Origin of the sequence: Blautia sp. AF17-9LB (genome assembly GCF_003479185.1) — a bacterium.
Lineage (GTDB): Bacteria > Bacillota > Clostridia > Lachnospirales > Lachnospiraceae > Fusicatenibacter > Fusicatenibacter saccharivorans.
Genome location: NZ_QUGU01000003.1, coordinates 209,780 through 235,137 on the forward strand (window position 1 = coordinate 209,780; position 25,358 = coordinate 235,137).

Genomic DNA, 25,358 nt, shown 5'->3' on the forward strand with positions numbered 1-25,358 from the left:
AAAAATATGAATACGGAACCCCTGACAACACTGAAGGGGATCGGTGAAAAAACGGAGAAGCTGTTTGCAAAAGTAGGAATCTACAATTTGCAGCAGCTTCTGCATTATTATCCAAGAGATTATGACTGCTATGCAGAGCCGGTTCCCCTTCGCGAATGCAGACAAGAGGAAAAGAATGCGGTATACGGAAGAATTGTCCACAGTCCGTCGGTAAAAGGAAACCAGAGAAAGAGCGTCGTTGTCCTGGAACTCTACGAGGAGCCGGTGCGGCTGCAGCTTACCTGGTTTAATATGCCGTTTCTGCGGAGCACGCTGAAGAAAGGCAGTGTTTTTATCTTCCGCGGAAAGATACAGGAAAAATCAGGCCGTCTCGTGATGGAGCAGCCGGAAATCTTCACTCCTGCCGCATACCATGAGCTTCTGGCAAGTCTTCAGCCGGTTTATGGGCTGACAGCCGGTCTCACGAACAAGATGGTGAGCAAGGCCGTAGCACAGGTGCTGGAACGATGCGCACCTGCGCAGGACTATCTGCCGGAGAAAATCCGTGCCCGGTATGAACTCTGTGAAATCAATTATGCCCTCCATGAGGTTCATTTTCCAAAAGACCAGGAGCATCTGGCAACGGCGCGGCGCAGAATTGTGTTCGAAGAGTTTTTTCTCTTCATCCTGTCCCTGCGGCAGTTAAAAGAGCAGACGGAGGGAATTACCAATGTGTTCCCGATCCGCGCCGTCTGGAAGACGGAGGAAGTCATCGAAAATATGCCGTACCGTCTCACGAATGCACAGATGCGCGTGTGGGGCGAACTGGAGCGGGACTTAAAAGGTCATACCCGCATGGCGCGGCTGGTACAGGGAGATGTCGGAAGCGGAAAGACGATTCTGGCATTCCTTGCAATGATTATGACAGCTGAGAACGGCTACCAGTCGGCGCTGATGGTTCCGACGGAGGTTCTGGCGCGGCAGCATTATGAATCGCTCTGCACTCTGTTGAAAGAAAACAATCTGACGGAATACAATCCCCGCCTTCTGACTGGATCCACGAAAGCAAAAGAACGCCGGGAAATCTATGCCAGTCTGGAAGACGGAAGCTGCAAAATGGTGATCGGCACACATGCACTGATTCAGGAAAAGGTACAGTACAAAAATCTGGCGCTTGTCATCACAGACGAACAGCACCGCTTCGGTGTCCGGCAGAGAACGGCACTTGCTGAAAAAGGGGAACCGCCGAATGTTCTCGTTATGAGTGCAACGCCGATTCCAAGAACCCTGGCTATCATTCTGTACGGAGATCTTTCGATTTCTGTGATTGATGAACTTCCGGCGAAGCGTCTGCCGATCAAAAACTGTGTGGTGGATACGTCTTACCGTCCAAAAGCTTACCGCTTTATCACGCGTCAGGTCGAACTGGGCCGTCAGGCGTATGTGATCTGCCCGATGGTGGAGGAGAGCGAGGGTCTGGAAGCGGAAAACGTCACCGACTATACACAGCTCCTGAAAAAAGAGTTGCCGGGCATCACAGTAGAGATGCTGCACGGACAGATGAAGGCGGCGCAGAAAAACGAGATCATGGAGCGGTTCGCCAGCGGAGAAATCCAGGTACTCGTCTCGACGACAGTCGTGGAGGTCGGTGTCAACGTGCCGAATGCGACGGTGATGATGGTGGAAAATGCCGAACGGTTCGGCCTTGCACAGCTCCATCAGCTCCGCGGACGTGTCGGAAGAGGAGAGCATCAGTCCTACTGTATTTTCATCAGCGGAAACAAAGATCAGGAGACCGCCAAACGTCTGGAAATCCTGAACCATTCGAACGACGGGTTTTATATTGCTTCGGAAGATTTGAAACTGCGCGGCAGCGGCGATCTGCTGGGAACGCGCCAGAGCGGGGATATGGAATTCCAGATGGCAGATATTTTCCGGGATGCCGATATCCTGCAGAAAGCGAGTGAGGCGGCTTCAGAACTGCTTGCCGACGATCCTTATTTTGAAAAACCGGAGCATGAACTGCTGAAAAAGGTAATGAAATCGTATCTTGATCTGGAAAACCACGACATTGGATTGTGAAAAATTACAAAAAAATCCGGCTTTAAAATGCAAAATCGGATAAAAGTAACAGCCTGATTGGATAGTATGGAAAATGACTGTACAATTTCGTGGAAAATTCGTGCGAAATCAGATATTACTTGAAATGCCAAAAAAATTCATGTATCATAAACAAGGAATCAAAAAATGTGCGGACCATGAGTGTCAAGCGTTCGCCTGAATGATAGTTTGCAGGACGGCTCTTCCAAAATATACAGGGCCGGTCCAAATGGGAGGAAACAGATATGGTAAAGAAAAAACCAGCTGCCCAGGCTAAGACAGCAGAGAACGAGACAGTAAAAGTAGAGACCAAAGCAGCAGAAAAAACAACCGCAGCAGAGAAAGAAGCTGTAAAAGAAGTTGCAAAAGAAGTTGTAAAGGAAACTGCAGCAGCAGAGGAAGCACCTGCAAAAGCAGAAGAAAAACCGGCAGCAAAAGCTGCAAAAACAACCCGCACAACAGCAAAGAAAACAACGACAAAGAAAGCGGCTGCACCGAAAAAACCAGCAGCAGCGAAAAAGCCGGCAGAAAAAAAAGCACCTGCAAAAGCAGCAAAGAAAGAAGCGGAGCAGGAGATGATTCTGCAGTTCGGCGGAAGAGAAATCAAGGAGAAAGATCTGTACGAGAGAATCCAGCAGATCTGGATCGAAGGATATGGCAAGAAAGCAGAGGAATTAAAGAGCCTGAAGGTTTATGTAAAACCGGAGGAATTTACTGCTTACTACGTAATCAATGATGATGTAACCGGAAGCATTGATCTGTAAGTATTATGTACCAGCTCTGCAGGAGCAAGAAAAAAGCGTGAGCTTTTCCGAAAAGAAAAGAGCTCACGCTTTTTGATGCCTGTTCCGGCATCAGGATGTTATACCGGGATGATTAGTACTGGCCAGAAGAACCGCCGGACATCTGGCGTTCCTGCTGCTCAATCATCTTTTTGACCATATAACCTCCGACAGAACCATTCTGTTTGGAAGTCAGGTTACCGTTGTAGCCATCACTGAGCGGCACGCCGAGTTCGCTTGCCACCTCAAATTTGAATTTGTCCAGAGCGCCTTTTGCTTCTGGTACTGCTGCGGTATTCGATGAACGATTCGCCATGTTCATTCCCTCCTTTATCTTTGTGCTTGTTAAAAGCTGCTGTGAAGCAGATCCGGATGTGTTTCTCATCTGTTCTGCTACGGTCATAGTATGTGGAAAGAAAACAAAAATAAACTTCCAGATTCTGTATTTTTTCCGGAAAAGCGGAGAAAGTAAAAGAAGAAGGAAAAATGGAACGGCAGAAAAAAATATAAAAACTGTGTAAAAAATTCACAAAAAGAATTGCGTATTGAAAATAAATTTGTTATAATTGCTGTACATGGTAGTAAAAACAGGAGAAGGGGCGGTTTGCAGTAATGAATATTGGAATCATAGCACACAACAGCAAGAAGAGTCTGATCGAGGATTTCTGTATTGCATACAAGGGAATCCTCATGAAACATGAGGTGTACGCCACCGGAACCACCGGACGGCGGATTGAAGAGGTGACGAACCTTCATGTACACAAGTTTCTGCCTGGAAGCGTAGGCGGAGACAAACAGTTTACCGAAATGATTGAACGCGGCGATATGGATATGGTAATTTTCTTTTACAATCCGACGATGATCAATCCGAAAGAGCCGGATGTCTACAAAATTATCCGTACCTGCGACCAGTACAATATCCCGATTGCAACAAATATCGGAACCGCGGAGTCTCTGATTTTGGGACTTGCAAGAGGAGATCTGGACTGGAGAGAGCAGTTGAAAGCCGACTGATCCATCAAACAAAAACAGTAAGGACGAAAATAAGACCAACATGAGAGTAATAGCAGGAAAATGCCGGAGTCTTCCATTAAAGACGGTTCCCGGCAGACAGACCCGGCCGACGACGGACCGGATCAAAGAAACCTTATTTAACATGCTTCAGCCGTATCTGCCGGATGCGCGTTTTCTCGATCTGTTCGCCGGAAGCGGGGCGATCGGAATCGAGGCGTTGAGCCGCGGCGCCGAGCGCGCGTGGTTCGTAGAGCAGAACAAAGCTGCAGCAGACTGTATCCGGCAGAATTTAAAATTTACGAAGCTGGAACAGCAGGCAGTGCTCCTGCCCATGGAAGCGCATGCAGCTCTGCAGTCGCTTCAGGGACAGGAGCCTTTTGACTGCATTTTTATGGACCCGCCATACGATAAGGGACTGGAGAAGGACGTGCTGTATGCGTTCCGCGACGCCTCTTTTATCGGTGAGGATACCTTAATTATTGTAGAAGCATCGCTGAATACTGATTTCGACTGGGCGGAGGATGCCGGATACGAAATTCTGAAGAAAAAAATCTATAAGACAAATGTCCATGTATTCCTTACCCCGAAAAGCAAACACGAAGGAGTAAAAGAATCATGAAGACAGCCGTATACCCGGGAACTTTTGACCCTGTAACGTATGGTCATCTGGATGTCATTCTGCGTGCATCCAAGCTTTTTGACTGCGTAATCGTGGGAGTTTTACATAATTCCTCAAAATCTCCGTTGTTTTCTGTGGAAGAACGTGTTAATATACTAAAGAAAGCGACCCAGGACATTCCAAATGTCGAAGTCCGTTCTTTCAGCGGGCTCGCTGTTGATTTTGCGAAGGAATGCCAGGCGCATACGATCGTCCGCGGACTCCGCGCGATCACAGACTTTGAATATGAACTGCAGATGGCACAGACGAACCGCGTTCTGGAACCGGAAGTAGATACCACGTTTCTGATTACCTCGCTGGAGTATGCGTACCTCAGCTCCACGGTAGTAAAAGAAGTAGCTGCTTTTGGCGGCGACATTCACAAATTTGTTCCGGATTTTGTGGAAAAAGAAATCCGCGCAAAGTATGCCGCCCGAAATTCAGAAGGAATGCCGCAGGATAAAAGATAAGGAGAATTAAAATGAGCAGCAGAATTGAACAGATCATCGAAGAAATTGAGGAGTATGTAGAGAGCTGTAAATATCAGCCGCTGTCTACCACCAAAATCGTTGTAAATAAAGAAGAATTAGAAGAGCTTCTCCGTGAGCTCCGTCTGAAAACACCGGACGAGATCAAACGGTACCAGAAGATCATCAGCAACAAAGATGCGATTCTGGCAGATGCACAGAACAAGGCAGATGCCATCATTGCAGAGGCACAGGCAAAGGCAAGAGAGATGGTAGAGCAGAGTGAAGTGATGCAGTCAGCATACGCACAGGCAAATGAGACCGTCAACAATGCAAACCAGCAGGCACAGGAAATCCTGGATGCTGCAACCAACGATGCCAACAGCATCCGTCTCGGTGCCATCGGATATACCGATGATATGCTTGCCAACTTAAGCAATATTATGACGACTGCATTAAACGATGCAGGAGAGAAATACAACAGCTTTGTAGAATCCCTGACAAGCTGCTACAATACCGTTGTTCAGAACAGAAGTGAGCTCTCCCCGCAGGGTGCTCCGGAAGAAGAGCAGCCAGAGGAAGAAGTTGTCGTACCGGAATATGATCCGGCATCAGAAGAGGAAAGCGAAGAGGAATAAACCAAGCGTTCCTGCGAAAGCAGCACAGCAGAGCTTCCCGGCAAGATAAGGCCAGAGGGGCAGACCGCTGTTATGGATCATACAGTTTGTCTGGGCAGCGACAGAGAGACCGCCGAAGGCGGCGCAGGTAAGGATAGCAGAGACTTTTCCGGCGTAAGGAAGAGAGGACGCGGCAAGCTGTGCGATTCCCGTCGTGATTTCCAGCACGCCGCAGAGCAGGGGCGAGGCGGAACCAAACGGATGCAGATCCATCAGAAGTCCGGACAGAATGGAAAACAGGATGATGTATCCGCCAAGCTGTGTAATGATTTCAAATCCGTTCATGATAGAGGTGTCCAGCAGGTTTCCTTTGGAAGTCTGTTTTGACATCTCTTTTTTTTCCACGGAATGTGTCCGATGGGCGGTGTGCCGGTGCAGGCGGAAGCGGCGGAAAACAAGCCGGAACAGAAAACCAGTTAGAAAATTGGAACCGTAGAGCACGCCGAAGACGAACCCGGGATGGATCTGTCCGGAAAACGCAGTTAAGATAACATAGGAAGACAGAAAAGCAGGACTCGGACTGCTGCAGAAGGTTAAAAGATAGCACGCTTCGTTCCGGTCAATTTCTTCTGCCTCATAGAGCTGGGCAGTGATGCGCGCTCCCATGGGAAAACCGCAGAAAAGACCGAGAAAAAGTGCATAAAACCCAGCCGGGGAAAGACCGAAAACCGTTTGAAAAAAAACTTCTGCACGGGCAGAGATCCGCCGCGCGGCTCCTGTTTCCAGAAGAAGAGATGTCAGAATCAGAAACGGCAGAAGTGACGGAAGAATGGTATGAAACCAGAGATTGACACCCTCGCAGGCATAGAAAAAAGTCCGCGCGGGAAAGATAAGAAGACAGAAAAAAAGAAGCAGGGAAGAGAGAAATAAAAGTGATTTTTTCATGACGTTCGAACCTCCTCCCGCTTTCTAAAATAGAGTATGATGAAGCTTTGAAAAAAAGAAGATGGGAGAAGAAAAAATGAGCGTATTAGCAGGATTAAAACCGGAACGGGTATTTTATTATTTTGAAGAGCTCTGCCGCATTCCGCACGGCTCCGGAAACACAAAAGAAGTGAGCGACTATCTGGTTCAGTTTGCAAGGGACCATGAATTATCCTGGTATCAGGATGCGTCCAACAACGTGGTCATCCGCCGCCCGGCATCGAAGGGATGTGAATTGGCTCCGACCGTGATTCTGCAGGGCCACTGCGATATGGTCTGCGAGAAGAAGCCGGGCAGCAGCCACGATTTTACGAAGGACGGCCTTGAGCTTCACATCGACGGCGATGAGATTTATGCCAGGGACACGACGCTTGGCGGAGACGACGGAATTGCCGTTGCCTATATGCTGGCTGTGCTGGAATCGGATGATCTGCAGCTTCCGGCCATCGAGGCACTGATTACGACGGATGAAGAGATCGGACTGCTCGGCGCAGCAGCATTAAACGGGAATGAGTTAAAGGGAAGAACACTGTTAAATATGGATTCTGAAGAGGAAGGCATTCTCACCGTATCGTGCGCAGGCGGTATGACAGCCATGATGGATCTGCCGGTGCGCAGAAGCGAAGTGATGGGTGAGCAGATGGAAGTGACGATTTCCGGTCTTGCCGGTGGCCATTCCGGTACGGAAATCCACAAAAACCGTGCCAACTCCAACATTCTGGCGGGCCGTTTCCTGTACGAACTGGCAGGAAAGATGGATTATGCCCTGATCGAGCTGGAGGGCGGTTTAAAAGACAACGCCATTCCGCGGACAACCCGCATGCTTCTTGCCATCGACGGCGGAGAGAAAGAGATCTTAAAAGAGGAAGCATTACGCTTCACCGAAAATCTTTGCAGAGAGTACAGCGGAACAGATGACGGTATTACCGTTACGGTAGAGAAAACAGGCGAGGGCGCTGCACCGGCGCTTCATCCGGTCAGCCTGCAGAAAACCGTCTTTTTCCTGATGAATCTTCCGAACGGGGTACAGAAGATGAGCGGCCAGATCCCGGGACTGGTGGAAACATCCCTGAACCTCGGTATTCTGAAATTAGAGCCGGATCACCTGCATGCGTGTGCGAGTGTGCGGAGCTCCGTGGGAAGTGCAAAAGAAGCCCTTTCCGACAAGCTGGAGTATCTGATCGGTTTCCTGGGCGGTGAGTTCCACGTAGAGGGCGCGTACCCGGCATGGGAGTATAAAGAGGATTCTGCCCTCCGCGATCTGATGGTGGTGGAATATGAAGCCATGTATGGACAGAAACCGGCAGTGGAAGCGATTCATGCCGGACTGGAATGCGGTCTGTTCTATGAAAAGCTTTCCGGTCTTGACTGTGTATCTTTCGGCCCGAACATGAAAGCAATCCACACGACCGAGGAGCGGCTTTCGATTTCCTCCGTGGAGAGAACGTATCAGTACCTGTGCCGCGTTCTGGAGCAGCTTTCGAAACGGCAGGCATAAAAAACTGCCCGTGTCTATTTCAAAAAAGTTTCTGAAAAACAGTCATAAAACAGAAAAGACAGGCATAAAGTAACAGGGTGGGGATTGAATTTCCAAAGCGTTTACCATCCGATAAGAAAAATGGCTGAAAGCAGGAGCAAAAAAGGAGATTAGGGGACATGGATATACTGTTATGGCATGAGATTCTGGAACCATACGAGCTGGCTGTCAAGGAATTACAGGTGAAATTCCGGCATCTGATCAAGGAGCACCACGGAAAAGGGCTGTACTCACCGATCGAGAGCGTGAGCGGCCGTGTGAAGAGTGTTTCCAGTATTCTGGAAAAAATGCAGAGAAAGGGCATTGTGCCCGAAGAGATGGAGGAGCAGGTGGAGGATATCGCGGGCATCCGCATCATCTGCCAGTTCGTTGAAGATATCGAAAAGGTTGCCGACCTGATCCAGAAGCGGTCGGATATTGAGATTAAGAGCGAGAAAGACTACATCCGCCACATGAAGGACAGCGGTTACCGGAGCTATCACCTCATTGTTTACTATACCGTGGAGACGATGAACGGCCCGAAGCGCATCCAGGTGGAAATCCAGATCCGCACGATGGCGATGGATTTCTGGGCGACGATTGAGCACTCGCTGCAGTACAAATATAAGGCAAACATTCCGGATCACATCCGGGAGCGCTTAAGTGCAGCTGCAAAGGCGATTATTGTGCTGGATAATGAGATGTCCTCTGTGCGGAGTGAGATTATGGATGCACAGAATTCCTCCCAGATACAGCGGAATCTGATCACGGATATCCTGAATAATATCGAGAATCTTTACAAGGTGACGAACAAACGCGAAGTAGAAAAAATTCAGGATGAGTTTTATCACATCTATGCGCAGAACGATCTGCAGGAGTTAAAACGGTTCCACAAAGAACTGGATCTGATTGCAGAGGGATACCGCGCACAGGCAATTACAGACGAACTTTAGAACAAAAGGGGATAAACGGATATGATCACACTGCCGGAAGCCTTTGAGCAGGAGATGAAACAGCTGCTCGGTGAGGAAGAATATGAGGCATACCGCAAGACATTTGACGAGGCGGTACATAGAGGACTGCGGGTAAACAACGGAAAAATTTCGACAGAAGAGTTTCTTAGGCGGACCGATATTCCGCTTAAGAAGGTTCCGTGGATCCCCAATGGATTTTATTACGATGAAGAGAGCTGCAATCCGGCAAAGGATGCCGATTACTATGCGGGCCTGTATTATCTGCAGGAGCCGAGTGCGATGACACCGGCATCCCGCCTTCCAATTGAGCCGGATGACCGTGTGCTCGATCTCTGTGCGGCACCGGGCGGAAAGGCAACGGAGCTGGGAAGCCGGATCGGTGAGGGCGGCATGCTGCTGGCAAACGATATCAGCAATTCGCGGGCGAAGGCGCTGCTGCGCAACCTGGAAATCCAGGGAGTGGGACGTCTTCTCGTGACGAGCGAGGATCCGGAAAAATTAGTAACCTTGTATCCGGCCTTTTTTGACAAGATCCTTCTTGACGCGCCGTGCTCTGGGGAGGGCATGTTCCGAAAAGAGAGCTCAATGCTGCGCTACTACAGTGAAAATGGGCCGGAGCATTATGTGCCGATCCAGAAAAAACTGATCGAGCAGGCGTATCAGATGCTTGCAGAGGGCGGAGAGCTGCTGTACTCTACCTGTACGTTTTCTGTAAAGGAGAACGAAGAGGTCATCGCAGGGCTGCTGGATGCGCATCCGGATATGGAAGTGCAGGAAATTACCCCGGGTTACGAAGGGTTTGCGCCGGGAGTATCCGTGAATGGCCGCGATCTTTCCCGGTGCGTTCATATTTTCCCGCAGCGGATGGAGGGAGAAGGCCATTTCGTGGCGCTCCTGAAAAAGCAGGGAGAGAGCCGGAAACGGCAGCCTTCCCGCCTTTTGGAAACGACAAAGAAGCTGCCGAAAGAGGCGGAAGAGTTTCTTGCTGGCGTGCGCATGGACTGGAAGAATGGTTCGTTTGCCCTTGTGAAAGACCAGCTCTATTTTCTGCCGGAAGGTGTCTGTGCGGCAAAGGGTCTGCGCTATCTGCGGACCGGACTTTCGCTTGGCACCGTTAAGAAAAACCGCTTCGAGCCGTCCCAGGCGCTGGCGGCGTATCTGAAAAAAGAAGAATACGTTTCGTGTTTGACCATTCCCAAGGGAGATGACCGTGTCATGCGCTACTTAAAGGGTGAGACACTCTCGTTTTCCGAGGAAGAGTGTCAGGGGAAAAAGGACTGGGTGCTTGTGTGCCTGGATGATTTCCCACTTGGCTGGGGAAAAATAAACAACGGAACGTTAAAGAATAAATATTATGCAGGATGGCGGATGGTATGAGTAAATTACGACTCGATAAATATCTGGCGGACATGGGTGTGGGAACACGCCAGGAAGTAAAGGCCCTGGTCCGGAAGGGACGGGTGGCCGTAGACGGAATTACGGCAAAAGCCCCGGAACTGAAAGTCGACCCGGATGAAGCGCAGGTGACTGTGGACGGAAACAGCATTTCCTATGTGAAAATGGAATACTGGATGCTCCACAAACCGGCGGGTGTCGTCTCTGCGACGGAGGACCGCCGTGACCGGACCGTACTCGATCTTTTAAGTGGTGCGGCAAGAAAAGACCTCTTTCCGGTCGGACGGCTCGACAAGGACACCGAAGGGCTGCTGCTGATTACGAACGACGGAGCCCTTTCCCACCGGCTGCTCTCTCCGAAATCGCATGTCTCGAAAGTGTATGAGGCCGTGATTGACGGAAAAGTGACAGAAGAAGATCGGCAGGCATTTGCCGAAGGGCTCGACATTGGGGACGACAAACCGACACTTCCGGCCGAGCTTACCATTCTGGAAACGACAGAAAAAGAGCCTGGCATTTTTGAAAGCCGGATCCGCATTACCATCTGTGAGGGCCGCTTCCACCAGATCAAGCGCATGTTTGAGAAGGTCGGAAAAACGGTCGTCTATTTGAAACGGCTGTCGATGGGGAGCCTGGAACTTGATCCGGCGCTGCCAAAGGGCAGTGCCCGTCTCCTGACGCAGAAAGAAAAAGCGGCGCTTGGCATAGCGGACGCCGAAACACAGAAAGGAAAGTAAAGCATGCCTTTTTTACCAATTACAAGAGAAGAGATGAAGGAACGGGGAATCGAACAGTTTGACTTTGTCTATGTCATCGGAGATGCCTACGTGGACCATTCCTCGTTCGGACCGGCAATCATCAGCCGTGTGCTCGAGGCGAACGGCTATTCCGTCGGCATCATCTCACAGCCGGACTGGAAGGACGAGAACAGCATTTCGATTTTCGGTGAACCGCGTCTTGGCTTTCTTGTCTCTTCCGGAAATATGGATTCCATGGTCAACCATTATACCGTGGCGAAAAAGCACCGAAAAACAGATGCCTTTACGCCGGGCGGTGTCATGGGAAAACGGCCGGACCGCGCGGTTACCGTGTACGGCAATCTGATTCGGAGAACGTATAAACATACACCGATGATCCTCGGCGGCATCGAGGCATCGCTCCGGCGCCTTTCGCATTACGATTACTGGTCTGACCAGGTGCGCCGCTCCGTCCTTCTCGATTCCGGTGCGGATCTGATTTCGTACGGAATGGGAGAACTTTCGATCGTAGCGATTGCAGATGCACTTGCGGCTGGCATTGACGTTCATGATGTCACCTTTATTCCGGGAACCGTTTATCGGAGCAAAACGCTGGATCACCTGATTGACCCGGTGGTGCTGCCGTCATTCGAGGAGGTGCGGGAGAGCAAGCGGACGTATGCGGAGAGCTTTGCGATTCAGTATAAAAATACCGATGCCATCAATGCGAAGCCGATGGCAGAGCCGTATGAGGGCCAGGGCTACATTGTACAGAATCCGCCTTTCCGTCCTTTGACAGAGCAGGAGATGGATGATGTCTATGCGCTTCCATACATGCGCGCCTATCACCCAAGCTATGAAAAAGACGGCGGTGTGCCGGCGCTTGGGGAAATCAAATACAGTCTGACGAGCAACCGCGGCTGCTTTGGGTCCTGCAGTTTCTGCGCGCTGACGTTCCACGAGGGACGCGTTGTGCAGACGAGAAGCCACGAATCCATTCTGGCGGAAGCGCGGCAGATGGTTCAGGAAAAAGAATTTAAAGGCTATATTCACGATGTCGGCGGCCCGACGGCGGATTTCCGCGGTCCGGCATGCAAAAAGCAGCTCACCAAAGGCGCCTGCCCGAACCGGAACTGTCTCTTCCCGGAGCCGTGTAAAAATATGGTGGCAGATCACAGAGATTATGTGAAGCTGCTGCGGGAATTAAAAGACATTCCGGGCGTGAAGAAAGTCTTTATCCGCTCCGGCATCCGTTTTGACTATGTCCTGGCCGATAAAGACCAGACGTTCCTTTCCGAGCTGGTAAAGGATCACGTCAGCGGTCAGCTCCGCGTTGCGCCGGAGCACGTTTCGAACCGTGTGCTTTCCTATATGGGAAAACCGCGCCACGAAGTATATCAGGAATTTATCCGCCGCTTCGATGCGTGCAACAAAAAGACGGGGAAGCAGCAGTACGCACTTCCGTATTTTATGTCGTCCCATCCGGGGTGTGACTTGGAGGATGCGGTGGAGCTTGCCGAGTACATCCGCGATATGGGATTTATCCCGGAGCAGGCACAGGACTTCTATCCGACGCCTTCCACACTTTCCACCTGTATGTACTATACCGGTCTTGACCCGCGGACGATGGATCCGGTTTACGTGCCGAAATCGCCGCATGAGAAGGCGATGCAGCGTGCGCTGATTCAGTACCGGAATCCGGAGAACTATGAGCTCGTCTGCGAGGCACTGCGCCGGACACACCGGGAGGATCTGATCGGATTCGGACCGAAATGTCTCGTACGGCCGAGAAAGATGGCCGGGGAGGCAGGAAAACCGTCAAGAGGAAAAGGGTCCAACGGAAAAGGCTTTGGCCAGAAGACGGCGAATGACCGTTCCGGACAGGGAAAAGCCAAAACAGGCGGACGGCCGAAAAAGACGCTCCGCAACGTGCACAAAAAGAAATAAACACGCAGAAGATGAGCGGGGATCTTATCGAAGAAGGGAAATGACAGAAGAATGAAGATCAGAAAAGGGGATTACGGCTATATCCGCCGGGAAAAGAAAAAAAGACTGCTTGTGACACTGGGACTGTTCGTCCTTCCGGCCATCGTTTTTATTGTCGGGCTTGTGCTTGCAGACGGAAACAAGAGCAACATTTTTACGGTTGTCGCCGTAGTAGGCTGTCTGCCGGGCTGCCGCGCCGCCGTCGGTTTTATCATGATGGTTATGCAAAAACCAGTGGACAAAGCAGTGTACGATGCCATTGAGGCAAAAAAAGGAAAACTGCTGATGGGATATGAAATGTATATCACACAGGAAAAATCGAGTCTGATGATCGAAGCAGCGGCGTTCTGCGGTGAGGAGATCGCCTGCTACACCACGCGCGCCAAAGACCAGAAACAGATCGAGGACTGCACTACGTATCTGAACAAGATCATCCGTGCCAACGGCTACAAATGCCATGTGAAGATTTTTGATCGGGAAAAAGCATTTCTGGAGCGCCTCGATTCCCTGAACCGCAACTACGATGAGCTGGAAAAGAGCGCCAGTGAAAACTTCAAACCGGATGAGCGGTACCCGGATCTGTCCCGCACGGAACTGGTGAAACACACGATGCTGGCGCTGGCACTGTAGGAGACCATTGCTATGAGAGAACTGACCGTGACAGAAAAAGACTGCGCGCAGCAGCTCATCAAATATCTGTCCAAATATATGGAGGAGGCGCCAAAGAGTTTCTTCTATAAAATGCTGCGAAAGAAAAACATTGTGCTGAACCAGAAAAAGGCGGACGGCAGTGAAAAGCTGAAAACAGGCGATACGATCCGGATGTATCTGGCGGAAGAGACCATCGAAAAATTTCGGAAAACACCGGAAAAACCGGCGGCTGGAAAACAGGTAAAGTATCCGAAGCTGGATATCGTCTATGAAGACGAAAAAGTAATTTTCCTGAACAAGACGGCAGGTGTCCTCTCACAGAAGGCGAAAGAGACGGATGTGAGCCTTACCGAAGCGCTCGGCGCCTATCTTTCGGAAAAAAATGCCGGGGAGGAGACCATGTTCCGCGCCGGACTCTGCAATCGTCTGGACCGGAATACCAGCGGTCTGATTCTTGCCGGAAAAACCGTTGCGGCGACGCAGCAGCTTTCAGAACTGATCGCAGAGCGGGCTGTTGGAAAATACTATCTGACGGTTGTAAAAGGAACCGTGACAGAGACAGAGCGGATCCGCGGATACCTCACAAAAAATGAGAGGACAAACCGTGTTTCGATTCAGAGAGAGCAGCAGGGAGATGCTGTTTACATAGAAACCGCATACCGGCCGCTCTGTGCCGGAAGAGGCTGTACGCTGCTGGAGGTTGAGCTGGTGACCGGAAAGAGCCATCAGATCCGCAGCCATCTCGCGAGCATCGGTCATCCGCTTGCGGGAGATACGAAATACGGGGATGCGGAGTTTAACCTCCGCTTCCGGGAAAAATACGGACTGAAATACCAACTTCTCCATTCGTGGAAGGCGGTATTTCCAGAGCTTACGGGCACCTTATCGGATCTGTCCGGAAAAACCTTTACAGCGCCCCTGCCATCATCCGTGCGCCGGATTTTACAGGGAGAACATTTGACGGGAGAAGGATTATGAGCCGAAAAGACAACGAAAAGAAAGAAACAAAACCAAGAAAAACGGAGGAGACGAGCATCGGACGGGAAATCTGGGAATATGTAAAAATGATCGCCATTGTCGTGGCAGTCGTTGTTTTTGTGGAGCAGGTCATTGTCATCAACGCAAGAATCCCATCTCCTTCCATGGAAAACACGATTATGACCGGAGACCAGATCTTCGGTAACCGCCTTGCTTATGTAAAGAGCGATCCGCAGCGGTATGACATCGTTATTTTCTATTATCCGGACGACGAGAAGCAGAAGTTTATCAAGCGCGTCATCGGACTGCCGGGAGAGACGGTTACGATCCGCGACGGAAAGGTGTATATCAACGGTTCCACCGAGCCGCTGTGCGATGATTTCTGCCCGGAAACACCGGTCGGCGATTTCGGACCGTATGAGGTGCCGGAGGGCTGCTACTTTATGCTCGGCGACAACCGGAACGTATCAAAGGATTCCCGCTACTGGCTGAATCCGTACGTAGAGAAAGACAAGATCATCGGCAAGGCCTTTCTGCGCTACTGGCCGCTGAACAAAATTTCTCTGATTGAATAAGAACAGAACGAAGACGAGGACAGGAATTATGGCATGGACATCGAGGGGACTCCGCGGATCAACGTTGGAGGAAATGATCAACCGCACAAACGAGCAGTACCGTGACAAGCATCTGGCACTGATCCAGAAGGTGCCGACGCCGATCACCCCGATCAAAATAGATAAGGAGAGCAGACACATCACGCTGGCTTATTTTGAAAAGAAGAGTACCGTTGATTACATCGGCGCTGTACAGGGCATTCCCGTCTGCTTCGATGCCAAAGAGTGCAAAACGGATTCCTTTCCGCTCGCAAACATCCACGAGCACCAGGTCACGTTTATGAAAGATTTCGAGCAGCAGGGGGGGATTTCCTTCCTGCTGCTGTATTTTACGGCGCGGGACGAATATTATTACCTGCGGTATGAGACGATGAAAACCTTCTGGGACCGCGGACAGAACGGCGGAAAGAAGCATTTTTCCTACACCGAGCTTGAAACGTCATTCTTCCTTCCCAGAACGGGAAGCAGCGTTCTCGTCCCGTACCTGAACGGAATCCAGAAGGATCTGGAGATACGGGATTCGAAAGCGGATTAAAATTTTGAGTTGACAGGGAAAATGTTTTCCGATATACTAACCATAGTTTTAAATTCAATATGGTAATATGGTAGTGAACTAAAGCGAAAAAGTGAGGACAACAAAACATGGATCGATTAATTCATACCCCGGAAGGCGTCCGGGATGTCTACAATCAGGAATGTACGAAAAAATTATACCTGGAGAATCAGATTGAGCAGGTATTTCATGCGTTTGGATATCAGGATATTGAAACACCGACGTTCGAGTTTTTTGATGTATTCGGAAGAGAAGTGGGAACAACACCGTCCCGCGAGCTCTACAAATTCTTTGACCGCGACGGCAACACCCTTGTGCTCCGTCCGGACTTTACCCCGTCGATTGCACGCGCAGCCTCCATGTATTTCATGGAAGAGACGATGCCGATCCGCCTTTGCTACAGAGGAAGCAGCTTCGTCAACAGCAGCAGCTATCAGGGCCGCTTAAAAGAGTCCACCCAGATGGGCGTCGAGCTCTTAAACGATGATTCCGCAATGGCAGACGCAGAGATCATTGCGATGACCGTAAAAGTTATGCTGGATGCCGGTCTTACCGATTTCCAGATCAGCATCGGCCACGTAGGTTTCTTCCAGGCGCTCTCCGAGGAAGCTGCGCTCGCCGAGGATGTTCTGAACGAATTAAAAGAACTGATTTCCATTAAAAATCATTTTGGCGCCGAGGAGCTGCTGGCAAAACAGAACCTTCGAAGTGATCTGTTTGAAGCACTCCGTGATGTTCCGCAGCTGTTCGGAAATGCAGAGATTCTCGAAAAGGCAAAAGGCCTTACAAGAAATCCGGCGGCAAGAGAGGCACTCGATCGTCTGGCTACGATCTATGAGATCGTTAAAGATTACGGCTATGAAAAATACGTCTTCTTCGATCTCGGCCTTTTAAGCAAATTCCATTACTACACCGGTATTATTTTCCAGGCCTACACCTACGGCACCGGCGAGCCGATCGTAAAAGGCGGCCGCTACGATGCACTGCTGCAGCACTTCGGAAAGAAAGCGCCGGCGATCGGATTCTGTACTGTCATGGAATCTCTGATGAATGCACTGGAGCGCCAGAAAATTTCTCTTCCGATTGCCAATACGAAAACGATGCTACTCTACCCGGATTTTCTTCAGCCGCTGGCCGTAAAACTTGCTAACGAGCACAGAAGCAAGGGCATGGATGTCGCGCTGGTCTGCTTTGCAAGGGACAAGGTTCTTGCAGATTATGAAGAATACGGCAGAAAGAACCAGTTCGGCGGCATTGTCTATATTCAGAAGAGCGATTCGGTGCTTGCTATCGATTTGTCGACAGGAGAAGTACAGCCGGTGGAGCTGTAGGAGAGGAAGGGTACGAAAAAGATGAGATATTTGACCATTGCACTGACAAAAGGACGCCTGGCGTACCAGACGCTGGAGCTGCTGGAAAAAGTCGGCATCACCTGCGATGAAATGAAAAATAAAGATACGAGAAAGCTGATTTTCACGGACGAAGAGCATAAGCTCCGTTTCTTCCTCGCCAAAGGTCCGGATGTGCCGACCTATGTGGAGTACGGCGCAGCGGATATCGGAATCGTCGGAAAGGACACGATTCTGGAGGAAGGAAGACGCCTCTACGAGGTATTGGACCTTGGCTACGGCAAGTGCCGCATGTGTGTCTGCGGACCGGAATCCGCGCGTGAGCTGCTGCAGCACAACCAGCAGATCCGTGTGGCAACGAAGTACCCAAACATTGCCAAGGATTACTTCTACAACCGCAAGCACCAGACCGTTGAGATGATCAAGCTGAACGGCTCGATCGAGCTGGCACCGATTGTCGGACTTTCCGAAGTGATTGTGGATATTGTAGAGACAGGAAGCACTTTACGGGAAAACGGCCTGACCGTTCTCGAGGAGGTCTGCCCGCTGTCTGCGCGCATGGTTGTCAACCAGGTGAGCATGCGGATGGAAAATGAGAGAATTACTAAATTAATTCAGGATCTGAAAGGAGCACTGGTATGAGAATCGTAAAACTGACAAAAGAGACTACAGAAAATATTCTGGAGAATATGCTGAAACGAAGCCCGACACAGTACGGAACGTACGAGGCTTCCGTGCAGGAGATCATTGAGAATGTAAAAACAAGAAAAGACGCAGCCGTTTTCGAATATACCGAGAAATTCGACCACGCGGTACTCGATGCTTCTACCGTAGAAGTAACACAGGAAGAGATTGATGAAGCGTACAACATCGTAGATCCAGAGCTGATCGGTGTCATCCGCAGATCCATGAAAAATATCCGTGAGTTCCACGAAAAACAGAAACAGAACAGCTGGTTCACCTCTACCGAGAACGGAACGATGCTTGGCCAGAAGCTGACCGCCCTGAACCGTGTCGGCGTATACGTTCCGGGAGGAAAGGCAGCGTATCCGTCCTCCGTTCTGATGAACATTCTTCCGGCAAAAGTGGCAGGAGTCAAAGAAATCTGCATGACAACGCCGTGCGGCAGAGACGGAAAAGTCAACCCGGTTGTCCTTGCGGCAGCAAAAGAAGCCGGTGCGGACCGCGTCTTTAAAATCGGCGGTGCACAGGCAATTGCAGCCCTTGCTTACGGAACCGAGAGCATTCCGAAAGTCGATAAAATCGTAGGACCTGGAAACATCTACGTTGCCCTTGCAAAGAAAGCCGTATACGGAAATGTCAGCATCGACTCCATCGCAGGCCCAAGTGAGATTCTTGTCCTTGCTGATGAGACTGCAAATCCGCGGTTCGTGGCAGCCGATCTCTTAAGCCAGGCTGAGCATGATGAGCTTGCAAGTGCGATCCTCATTACCACCTCCCAGGAACTGGCAGAGAAGGTAAGTGAAGAGGTAGACGGTTTCTTAAAAGTCCTCTCCAGAAGCGACATCATCTCCAAATCACTGGACAACTTCGGCTACATCCTTGTCACCGATTCGCATCAGGAAGCGATCGACACCGTAGATGCCATCGCACCGGAGCACCTCGAGATCGTGACGAAGAACCCGTTTGAGGATATGATGAAGGTACATAACGCCGGTGCTATTTTCCTCGGCGAGAACTCCAGCGAGCCTCTCGGTGACTATTTTGCCGGCCCGAACCATATCCTGCCGACGAACGGAACCGCAAAATTCTTCTCACCGCTGTCCGTAGACGATTTCGTGAAGAAATCCAGCATCATCTATTATTCCAGAGAAGCCCTTTCCGAGATCCACGAGGATATCGAGAGCTTTGCAAAATCAGAGAGCTTGACGGCACACGCCAATTCGATTGCCGTCCGTTTTGAGGGGGAAGAGTAAGTGGAGAACAGAACAGCCAGCGTAGAACGCGTGACAAAAGAAACAAAGATCCGCATGACATTAAATCTGGATGGAACGGGAAAGAGCGACATCCACACCGGCATCGGCTTTTTTGACCATATGCTCGACGGCTTTGCCCGCCACGGTCTTTTCGACCTTTCCGTTTCTGTAGACGGAGATCTTGATGTAGACGGCCACCACACGATCGAGGACACCGGTATCGTGCTCGGAACTGCAATCCGCGAGGCAGTCGGCGACAAACAGGGCATCCGCCGCTACGGCGACAGAATCCTTCCGATGGACGAGACACTGGTGCTCTCGGCCGTTGACCTCTGCGGCAGACCGTATCTCTCTTTCCAGGCAGAATTTACACGGGAGAAAGTAGGAGAGATGGAGACCGAGATGGTAAAAGAATTCTTCTACGCCGTTTCCTATGCGGCGCAGATGAATCTGCATATCAAAGTGCTTGACGGCGGAAATAACCACCACATCATCGAGGCGATGTTCAAAGCATTTGCGAAGGCACTCGATGAGGCAACTTCCTTCGATCCGAGAATTGCCGGCGTGCTCTCGACCAAGGGCAGCCTGTAAGAGCAGAAAAAGAGGAGAACAAGAGATGAAACAAGCATTAAAATGTGATTTTACCTGGGCGGATTTTAAGACAAACAGCGACGGCATGGTTCCGGTTGTTGTACAGGATGCGGAAAATGACGAAGTGCTGATGCTCGCCTACATGAATGAAGAAGCGTTTGAGACGACACTGCGCCTTGGAAAAATGACGTACTGGAGCAGAAGCCGCAATGAGCTCTGGACGAAGGGACTGAGCTCCGGCCATGTGCAGTATGTAAAACAGCTTCTGATCGACTGCGACAACGATACAATCCTTGCCAAAGTAGAACAGGTCGGCGCAGCGTGCCACACCGGAAACCGCACCTGCTTTTACCGGACCCTGGCAGAATAAAAATTTTTGATTCAGAGCATAAAAAGAGCTCCTGTTTCACAGAATAAAATCTGTGGGACAGGAGCCTTTTTATGCGGTTCTGTATCGTTAAAAAGCCATTACAGAAGAAGGTATTTTAAGATAAACAGAACAGCCAGGATGTACATGATCACGCTGATCTTTTTTTCTTTTGCTTTTCCGCTCAGGATCTGGATTGCAACGTAGGAGATAACTCCCATGGCAATACCTTCGGAAATGCTGTAGAAGAACGGCATAGCTCCGATGCAGATGTAGCACGGAATCGCCTCGGAAAGATCACTGAAATCAATGTTGACTACGTTGGTCAGCATGTAGAAGCCTACCACGATCAGTGCCGGAGCCGTTGCAAAGGACGGGATGGCAAGGAAGATCGGGGAGAGGAACAGAGCGAGGCCGAAGAGGATTGCAGTGGTAACAGCGGTAAGACCGGTACGGCCGCCTTCGGAAACGCCGGAAGCACTCTCAACGAAAGTTGTTGTGGTAGAAGTACCAAGAACAGCACCTGCGCAGGTAGCAACAGCATCTGCCATCAGCGCGCCCTTGATGCGCGGAAGTTTTCCGTTTTTGTCGAGCATGTTTGCCTTGGAAGATACACCGATCAGAGTTCCGATGGTATCAAACATATCGACAAACAGGAATGCAAACATGATCACGAAGAACTCGCCTGTTTTCAGAATGGAGAAATCCAGTTTTCCGAAAATCGGGGCAAGGCTTGGAATGGAAAGTCCGTTGGAAAAATCCGGGAACAGGCTGTAGAAGCCGTTTGCCGGGTTCGGAACGTAGAGACCGCATGCCTGGCAGATCATGCCGAGGATCCAGGTTGCAAGAATTCCCCAGAGGATGTTTCCCTTTACATTGCGTACGACAAGAACGGCGGTGAGGATAACACCGATGACTGCGAGCAGAACGGTGATTCCGACATCGTTAAACGTTCCTGCCACATACTCTGTTCCGTTTAATGTGGCTGCAGACTGCAGGTTGGCATTGTAGGAAGACAGGGAATAGAGGCCTGCCACGGTTGAAGAGTTCGACAGTACAATTTTTGCATTCTGAAGTCCGATGAATGCGATGAACAGACCGATGCCGACGCTGACTGCAGATTTCAGGCTGACCGGAATGGAGTTGAAGATCGCCTCACGGACGTTGGTCAGAGAAAGTACAATAAAGATGATACCTTCTGCAAAAACGGCGGTCAGGGCTGCCTGCCAGCTATATCCGTAGCCGAGAACAACGGTGTAGGCGAAATAGGCGTTGAGGCCCATTCCTGGTGCCAGAGCGAATGGATAATTGGCGAAAAGTGCCATGAGCAGGGTGCCAAGGAAGGCTGCCAGAGCCGTTGCGGTAAAGACAGCGCCGTGGTCCATGCCGGTGGAGGAAAGGATGTTCGGGTTGACGGCAAGAATGTACGCCATCGTCATGAACGTGGTGACACCGGCGATGATCTCGGTTTTGACCGTTGTTCCATTTTCCCGCAGCTTGAATGTGTTTTCCATCAGCTTGCTAAACTTTTCCATAGTTTTCTCTCCTTTTGAATTTTGTAGGCGGAAATGTCGCCTCATAATATGGAAACATCCTAAATGTTACAATATTATCAAGTAGAATGCAAGAAAGAAACGAAAAGAATCTGAAAATTTCTTGTCGAAATTTTTAATTTTTCTATAGACAAATGTCATGATTTCTTTTATGATAAAAAAGGTGTCTTGTAAAATCTGCGTTAAGGAAATGTAAAATATTGAGACCAAAACATGAAAATGCTTTGACAGGGATTTTGAAAAGACATCAGAAAAAGACAAGGAAGAAAAAAGAATATGAGTGTAATAGTGTCTTTGATGGGCGGTCTGGGCTTCTTCTTATATGGAATGAAGCTGATGAGTGAAGGACTGCAGAAGGTTGCCGGATCCAAGATGAGAAGCATTCTGGAGGTATTTACGAAGAACCGTGTGATCGGTCTTCTGGTCGGTATTTTCTTTACCGCGCTGATTCAGTCCTCCAACGCTACAACCGTTATGGTGGTCAGCTTCGTAAACTCCGGTCTGATGAAACTGGCACAGGCTCCTGGAATTATCCTCGGAGCAAACATCGGTACGACAGTTACCGGACAGCTGATTGCGTTTGACCTTGCGGATATCGCGCCGCTGTTTGTCATCATCGGTGTTCTGATGGTTATGTTCGTAAAGAACAATCTGACGATCAGCCGTCTCGGCGAGGTTATCTTGGGATTTGGTATTCTGTTTATGGGTATCTCCGGTATCTCAGGAGCCCTGAACGAAGCAAAAGAGATCCCGGCAGTCGTTAACGCCCTCGGATCCCTGACGAATCCGTTTCTTGCGTTCTTAGTCGGCTGGGTGGCTACCGCGATTCTGCAGAGTAACTCTGCAACGGTCGGAATCATCATGCTTCTTGCAAGAGAGGGCTTGATGGGACTTCCGATCTGTCTGTTTATGATGCTTGGATGCAACATCGGATGTACGATGTCCGCGATTCTTGCCAGCTTCGGCTGCAAAAAAGATGCAAAACGTGCGGCATGTGTCCACCTGCTGTTCAACATCTCCGGAACGATTGTCTGCTCCATTATTTTCCTGCTGTTTGGAAAACAGGTAGTTGACTTCTTTATGGGTATTTCCGGAAACGAAGCAGGCCGTATGATCGCAAATGCAAACTCGATCATCAAAGTATGCCAGGTACTCCTGATGCTGCCGTTTACCCCGCTTCTGGTGAAGGCAACGTACTTTATCATCCGCGGAAATGACGAGGAAGACAAAAAGTTCGAGCTTGCCTACATCAGCTCGAAACATGCGATGTCCCCGACGACTGCAGTTCTGCAGGCTGTCCGTGAGATGGAGCGTATGGCACAGATGGCAGAGACCAACCTGATTCGCGCGATGAATACGCTGGTGACCCGCGATCAGAAAGAAATCGACGAGGTCTACCGTGTCGAGGAAAATATTAATTTCCTGAACAAAGAGATTACGAACTATCTGGTTCACTTAAATCAGGCATCGCTGCCGACATCAGACGTTATGCGCATCGGTGCGCTGTTCCATGTGGTCAATGATATCGAGCGGATTGGTGATCATGCCGAAAATGTCGCAGATTCTGCTGTGCAGATGACGAATGACAATGTGACCTTCAGCAAACAGGGCGAACTGGATCTTTCCGAGATGCTGGATATGGTATTAAAAATTCTCGATGAGTCGATCGAAATGTTTGCAAAGAATGATCTGCAGCACCTGCAGGAGATCATTGATATTGAAAATTCCATTGATCAGGAGGAGCGGGATCTGCAGCAGAAGCATGTAGAGCGTCTGACCCGCAACGAATGTACGCCGGAAGCCGGCATGATCTTCTCCGATCTTGTATCCGGACTCGAGCGTGTCGCGGACCATGCAACCAATATTGCATTCTCCATTCTGGATGAAGATCCGGAAGAGAAAGCAGCCCGCGAGGCAGTTGCAGGAGCAGAAAAATAAGAAATGGATTAAGAGAATAGGAGAAAGGCCCCGAAACATTGGAGTTATGTTTCGGGGCCTTTCTTTCATGCTTATGATGTTTTTTATTTATGGATTTCTTTCACGGGAGAGCGGGCAGTCAGATCGAAGGAGTAGCGGAGGTCAGGGTATTTCCTCCCTCTGCAGAGCGGGATGAACCCGCATTCTGCTGGGAATCGCTCTGCTGATCATCCGAAGAGCTGATGCTCGTTCCGAGGGTCAGGGAGAAGGTCTTTGTCTCATAGGATCCGTTGTCTGGAACCTGTACTTCCACCTCGACGGTTTCGCCGGCAGAGTAATACTGCAGCAGGGATTTCAGCTCGCTGGTGGAGGTGATGGAATGTCCGTCAAAGCTGGTCAGAACGTATCCGGATTTCAGACCTGCATTTTCAGCGGCACCGCCGGAGGTTACTTCGGAGATATAGATGCCGGCCGGCATATTGTATGCCTGCTGGATCTGGCTGCTGACATCGAGGCATTTGATGCCGATCGTTCCCTGATCTTCTGCGGCAACCTTTGTTCTGGTCTGCTCATTCATCAGATTTTCAATGATATCGGAAACACGGGAGACCGGGATTGCATAGCCCATGCCCTCTACCTCTGTAGAAGCAAGTTTTGCGGAGTTGATACCGATGACCTCTCCGTTCATGTTCAGAAGAGCGCCGCCGCTGTTGCCAGGGTTGATGGCTGCATCGGTCTGTAAGTAGGTCTTTCCGGTTGTATCAGTGGAAGAAGTATCTGCCGTTGTTCCATCGGAGCTTCCGTCAGAAGAGGAATCGCTGTCGATCACACGGTTTGCAGCACTGATGATACCGGTCGTAACGGACTGGCCGTAGCCGAGTGCGTTGCCGATCGCAACGACCTGCTCGCCGACCTCAACGGAATCAGAATCGCCCATCGTGGCAACAGCGATGCTGCTCATCGTGTCATCCGGGATCTCGGAGAGCGGAACGGCGATGACGGCAAGATCGTTATCGGCATCGGTACCTTTGATATTTGCCTTGCAGACCTGATTGTTTACAAAACTAACAGAAAGAGTATCGGCATCTTCTACTACATGGTTATTGGTGACGATCAGAAGCTCGGTGTCATTCTTTCCGATGATGATACCGGAACCGCAGCTTGTGGTCTCCTCGGTCTGCGGAGTCTGGGCACCGTAACCGAACATGCTGAAGTAGTTCTGTACTTCCTGTACGGACTGGTTTGTGATGGAGACGATCGACGGCATTGCGTTTTTCGCAATCGTGGAAACATCCATCGTTCCGGTGGAAGTGGAGCTTGAGGATGTGGCAGCGGCTTTTAAGAGGCTGCTGTTGGAAGTCGTCTGCTGTGCAGTGGTTGTTGTTGCAGTGGCTGTCGTGCTTCCGGCAAAGTGGTTGACTGCCTGGAAGGTACCGCCGGCAACACCGCCGAACAGAACTGCGCTTAAGGCGATGGCTCCGATTTTTTTTGCAAGCTTAGCAGCTTTTTTGTTTTTGGAAGAAGGTTTCTTTCCGTTGAAGCTGTTCTGCTCTGCTGCCATCATGTTCTCATTATTGGTTTCGTTTTCGTTATTGTAGTTGTTTCTGTAGTCCATCATAATAAATGCTTCCTTTCTGGT

24 protein-coding genes and 1 pseudogene are annotated in these 25,358 nt (G+C 50.1%); 21 read left to right on the forward strand and 4 right to left on the reverse strand.

The features are described from left to right. Positions 1 to 6 precede the first annotated feature (6 nt). Entirely contained in the window at positions 7 to 2,061 is a 2,055-nt protein-coding gene (gene recG, locus DWX00_RS05170) for an ATP-dependent DNA helicase RecG (RefSeq protein ID WP_118594756.1), read from the forward strand. Positions 2,062 to 2,324: 263 nt separating this feature from the next. Beyond that, positions 2,325 to 2,843, forward strand: a complete 519-nt coding sequence (locus DWX00_RS19570) for a DUF6465 family protein (RefSeq protein WP_022461892.1) — start codon at positions 2,325 to 2,327, stop codon at positions 2,841 to 2,843. Between the two features lie 112 nt (positions 2,844 to 2,955). Here the strand turns inward: DWX00_RS19570 and DWX00_RS05185 are convergent, their stop codons facing one another. Beyond that, positions 2,956 to 3,177 (reverse strand): alpha/beta-type small acid-soluble spore protein, encoded by a 222-nt coding sequence (locus tag DWX00_RS05185; RefSeq protein WP_022461891.1) that lies wholly within the window; start codon positions 3,175 to 3,177, stop codon positions 2,956 to 2,958. 296 nt (positions 3,178 to 3,473) lie between these two features. Between DWX00_RS05185 and DWX00_RS05195 the strand changes: the two genes are divergently transcribed. From DWX00_RS05195 to DWX00_RS05210, 4 genes are read left to right on the forward strand one after another with little or no spacing between them, the layout of a single operon-like run. Further along, a complete protein-coding gene (locus DWX00_RS05195) occupies positions 3,474 to 3,875 on the forward strand; it encodes a methylglyoxal synthase (RefSeq protein WP_022461890.1) in 402 nt (133 codons plus the stop codon). Between the two features lie 40 nt (positions 3,876 to 3,915). After that, positions 3,916 to 4,494 (forward strand): 16S rRNA (guanine(966)-N(2))-methyltransferase RsmD, encoded by a 579-nt coding sequence (rsmD, locus tag DWX00_RS05200; RefSeq protein WP_022461889.1) that lies wholly within the window; start codon positions 3,916 to 3,918, stop codon positions 4,492 to 4,494. Further along, positions 4,491 to 5,003 carry a pantetheine-phosphate adenylyltransferase gene (coaD, locus tag DWX00_RS05205; RefSeq protein ID WP_022461888.1) on the forward strand — a complete coding sequence of 171 codons (513 nt, stop codon included), beginning with the start codon at positions 4,491 to 4,493 and terminating at the stop codon, positions 5,001 to 5,003. Before rsmD ends, coaD begins: the two co-directional genes overlap by 4 nt. A gap of 11 nt (positions 5,004 to 5,014) precedes the next feature. Further along, a complete protein-coding gene (locus DWX00_RS05210) occupies positions 5,015 to 5,638 on the forward strand; it encodes a hypothetical protein (protein WP_055265193.1) in 624 nt (207 codons plus the stop codon). On the opposite strand, the gene DWX00_RS05215 is transcribed toward DWX00_RS05210, so the two are convergent. After that, a complete protein-coding gene (locus DWX00_RS05215) occupies positions 5,612 to 6,562 on the reverse strand; it encodes a nucleoside recognition domain-containing protein (RefSeq protein ID WP_055265191.1) in 951 nt (316 codons plus the stop codon). The two genes, DWX00_RS05210 and DWX00_RS05215, sit on opposite strands and share 27 nt — an antisense overlap. Before the next feature lie 76 nt (positions 6,563 to 6,638). Between DWX00_RS05215 and DWX00_RS05220 the strand changes: the two genes are divergently transcribed. The 14 genes and pseudogenes from DWX00_RS05220 to hisI all read left to right on the forward strand — a co-directional run. Continuing rightward, the gene (locus DWX00_RS05220; protein ID WP_117804078.1) at positions 6,639 to 8,099 is read left to right on the forward strand and encodes an aminoacyl-histidine dipeptidase; all 1,461 of its coding nucleotides are present in this window, start codon (positions 6,639 to 6,641) and stop codon (positions 8,097 to 8,099) included. A gap of 158 nt (positions 8,100 to 8,257) precedes the next feature. After that, positions 8,258 to 9,070, forward strand: coding sequence for a GTP pyrophosphokinase (locus tag DWX00_RS05225; protein WP_055218019.1), 813 nt, complete (start codon positions 8,258 to 8,260; stop codon positions 9,068 to 9,070). Between the two features lie 24 nt (positions 9,071 to 9,094). Then, on the forward strand, positions 9,095 to 10,468 hold the full coding sequence (locus tag DWX00_RS05230) for an RsmB/NOP family class I SAM-dependent RNA methyltransferase (protein ID WP_117509156.1): 1,374 nt from the start codon (positions 9,095 to 9,097) through the stop codon (positions 10,466 to 10,468). Continuing rightward, complete coding sequence (locus tag DWX00_RS05235) at positions 10,465 to 11,223, forward strand: pseudouridine synthase (protein WP_117801045.1); 759 nt, start codon at positions 10,465 to 10,467, stop codon at positions 11,221 to 11,223. The genes DWX00_RS05230 and DWX00_RS05235 overlap by 4 nt, the downstream gene beginning before the upstream one ends. A 3-nt stretch (positions 11,224 to 11,226) precedes the next feature. After that, positions 11,227 to 13,170, forward strand: a complete 1,944-nt coding sequence (locus tag DWX00_RS05240; protein ID WP_118594759.1) for a YgiQ family radical SAM protein — start codon at positions 11,227 to 11,229, stop codon at positions 13,168 to 13,170. A 51-nt stretch (positions 13,171 to 13,221) separates the two neighbouring features. Continuing rightward, positions 13,222 to 13,839 carry a DUF4191 family protein gene (locus tag DWX00_RS05245; protein ID WP_022461880.1) on the forward strand — a complete coding sequence of 206 codons (618 nt, stop codon included), beginning with the start codon at positions 13,222 to 13,224 and terminating at the stop codon, positions 13,837 to 13,839. A 12-nt stretch (positions 13,840 to 13,851) separates the two neighbouring features. Next, positions 13,852 to 14,838, forward strand: a complete 987-nt coding sequence (locus DWX00_RS05250; RefSeq protein ID WP_118594760.1) for an RluA family pseudouridine synthase — start codon at positions 13,852 to 13,854, stop codon at positions 14,836 to 14,838. Further along, positions 14,835 to 15,413 (forward strand): signal peptidase I, encoded by a 579-nt coding sequence (lepB, locus tag DWX00_RS05255; RefSeq protein WP_118594761.1) that lies wholly within the window; start codon positions 14,835 to 14,837, stop codon positions 15,411 to 15,413. The genes DWX00_RS05250 and lepB overlap by 4 nt, the downstream gene beginning before the upstream one ends. Positions 15,414 to 15,438: 25 nt before the next feature. Then, the gene (locus tag DWX00_RS05260) at positions 15,439 to 15,987 is read left to right on the forward strand and encodes a Holliday junction resolvase RecU (RefSeq protein ID WP_117509155.1); all 549 of its coding nucleotides are present in this window, start codon (positions 15,439 to 15,441) and stop codon (positions 15,985 to 15,987) included. A 107-nt stretch (positions 15,988 to 16,094) separates the two neighbouring features. After that, the gene (hisZ, locus tag DWX00_RS05265; protein WP_055226358.1) at positions 16,095 to 17,336 is read left to right on the forward strand and encodes an ATP phosphoribosyltransferase regulatory subunit; all 1,242 of its coding nucleotides are present in this window, start codon (positions 16,095 to 16,097) and stop codon (positions 17,334 to 17,336) included. A 21-nt stretch (positions 17,337 to 17,357) separates the two neighbouring features. Further along, positions 17,358 to 17,996 (forward strand): ATP phosphoribosyltransferase, encoded by a 639-nt coding sequence (hisG, locus tag DWX00_RS05270; RefSeq protein WP_022461875.1) that lies wholly within the window; start codon positions 17,358 to 17,360, stop codon positions 17,994 to 17,996. Continuing rightward, a complete protein-coding gene (hisD, locus tag DWX00_RS05275) occupies positions 17,993 to 19,291 on the forward strand; it encodes a histidinol dehydrogenase (protein WP_055226357.1) in 1,299 nt (432 codons plus the stop codon). The genes hisG and hisD overlap by 4 nt, the downstream gene beginning before the upstream one ends. Positions 19,292 to 19,345: 54 nt before the next feature. After that, positions 19,346 to 19,882 (forward strand): imidazoleglycerol-phosphate dehydratase HisB, encoded by a 537-nt coding sequence (hisB, locus tag DWX00_RS05280; protein WP_055218350.1) that lies wholly within the window; start codon positions 19,346 to 19,348, stop codon positions 19,880 to 19,882. A 55-nt stretch (positions 19,883 to 19,937) separates the two neighbouring features. Beyond that, positions 19,938 to 20,249 (forward strand): annotated as a pseudogene (gene hisI, locus DWX00_RS05285) (phosphoribosyl-AMP cyclohydrolase); the annotation flags it as partial. 101 nt (positions 20,250 to 20,350) lie between these two features. Here hisI and DWX00_RS05290 read toward each other — a convergent pair. Further along, positions 20,351 to 21,766, reverse strand: a complete 1,416-nt coding sequence (locus DWX00_RS05290) for an NCS2 family permease (RefSeq protein ID WP_118594792.1) — start codon at positions 21,764 to 21,766, stop codon at positions 20,351 to 20,353. A gap of 312 nt (positions 21,767 to 22,078) precedes the next feature. On the opposite strand from DWX00_RS05290, the gene DWX00_RS05295 reads away from it, so the two are divergent. Then, complete coding sequence (locus DWX00_RS05295) at positions 22,079 to 23,740, forward strand: Na/Pi cotransporter family protein (RefSeq protein WP_055265183.1); 1,662 nt, start codon at positions 22,079 to 22,081, stop codon at positions 23,738 to 23,740. Positions 23,741 to 23,858: 118 nt separating this feature from the next. On the opposite strand, the gene DWX00_RS05300 is transcribed toward DWX00_RS05295, so the two are convergent. Continuing rightward, positions 23,859 to 25,337 carry a S1C family serine protease gene (locus tag DWX00_RS05300; protein WP_118594762.1) on the reverse strand — a complete coding sequence of 493 codons (1,479 nt, stop codon included), beginning with the start codon at positions 25,335 to 25,337 and terminating at the stop codon, positions 23,859 to 23,861. Between the last annotated feature and the right edge of the window lie 21 nt (positions 25,338 to 25,358).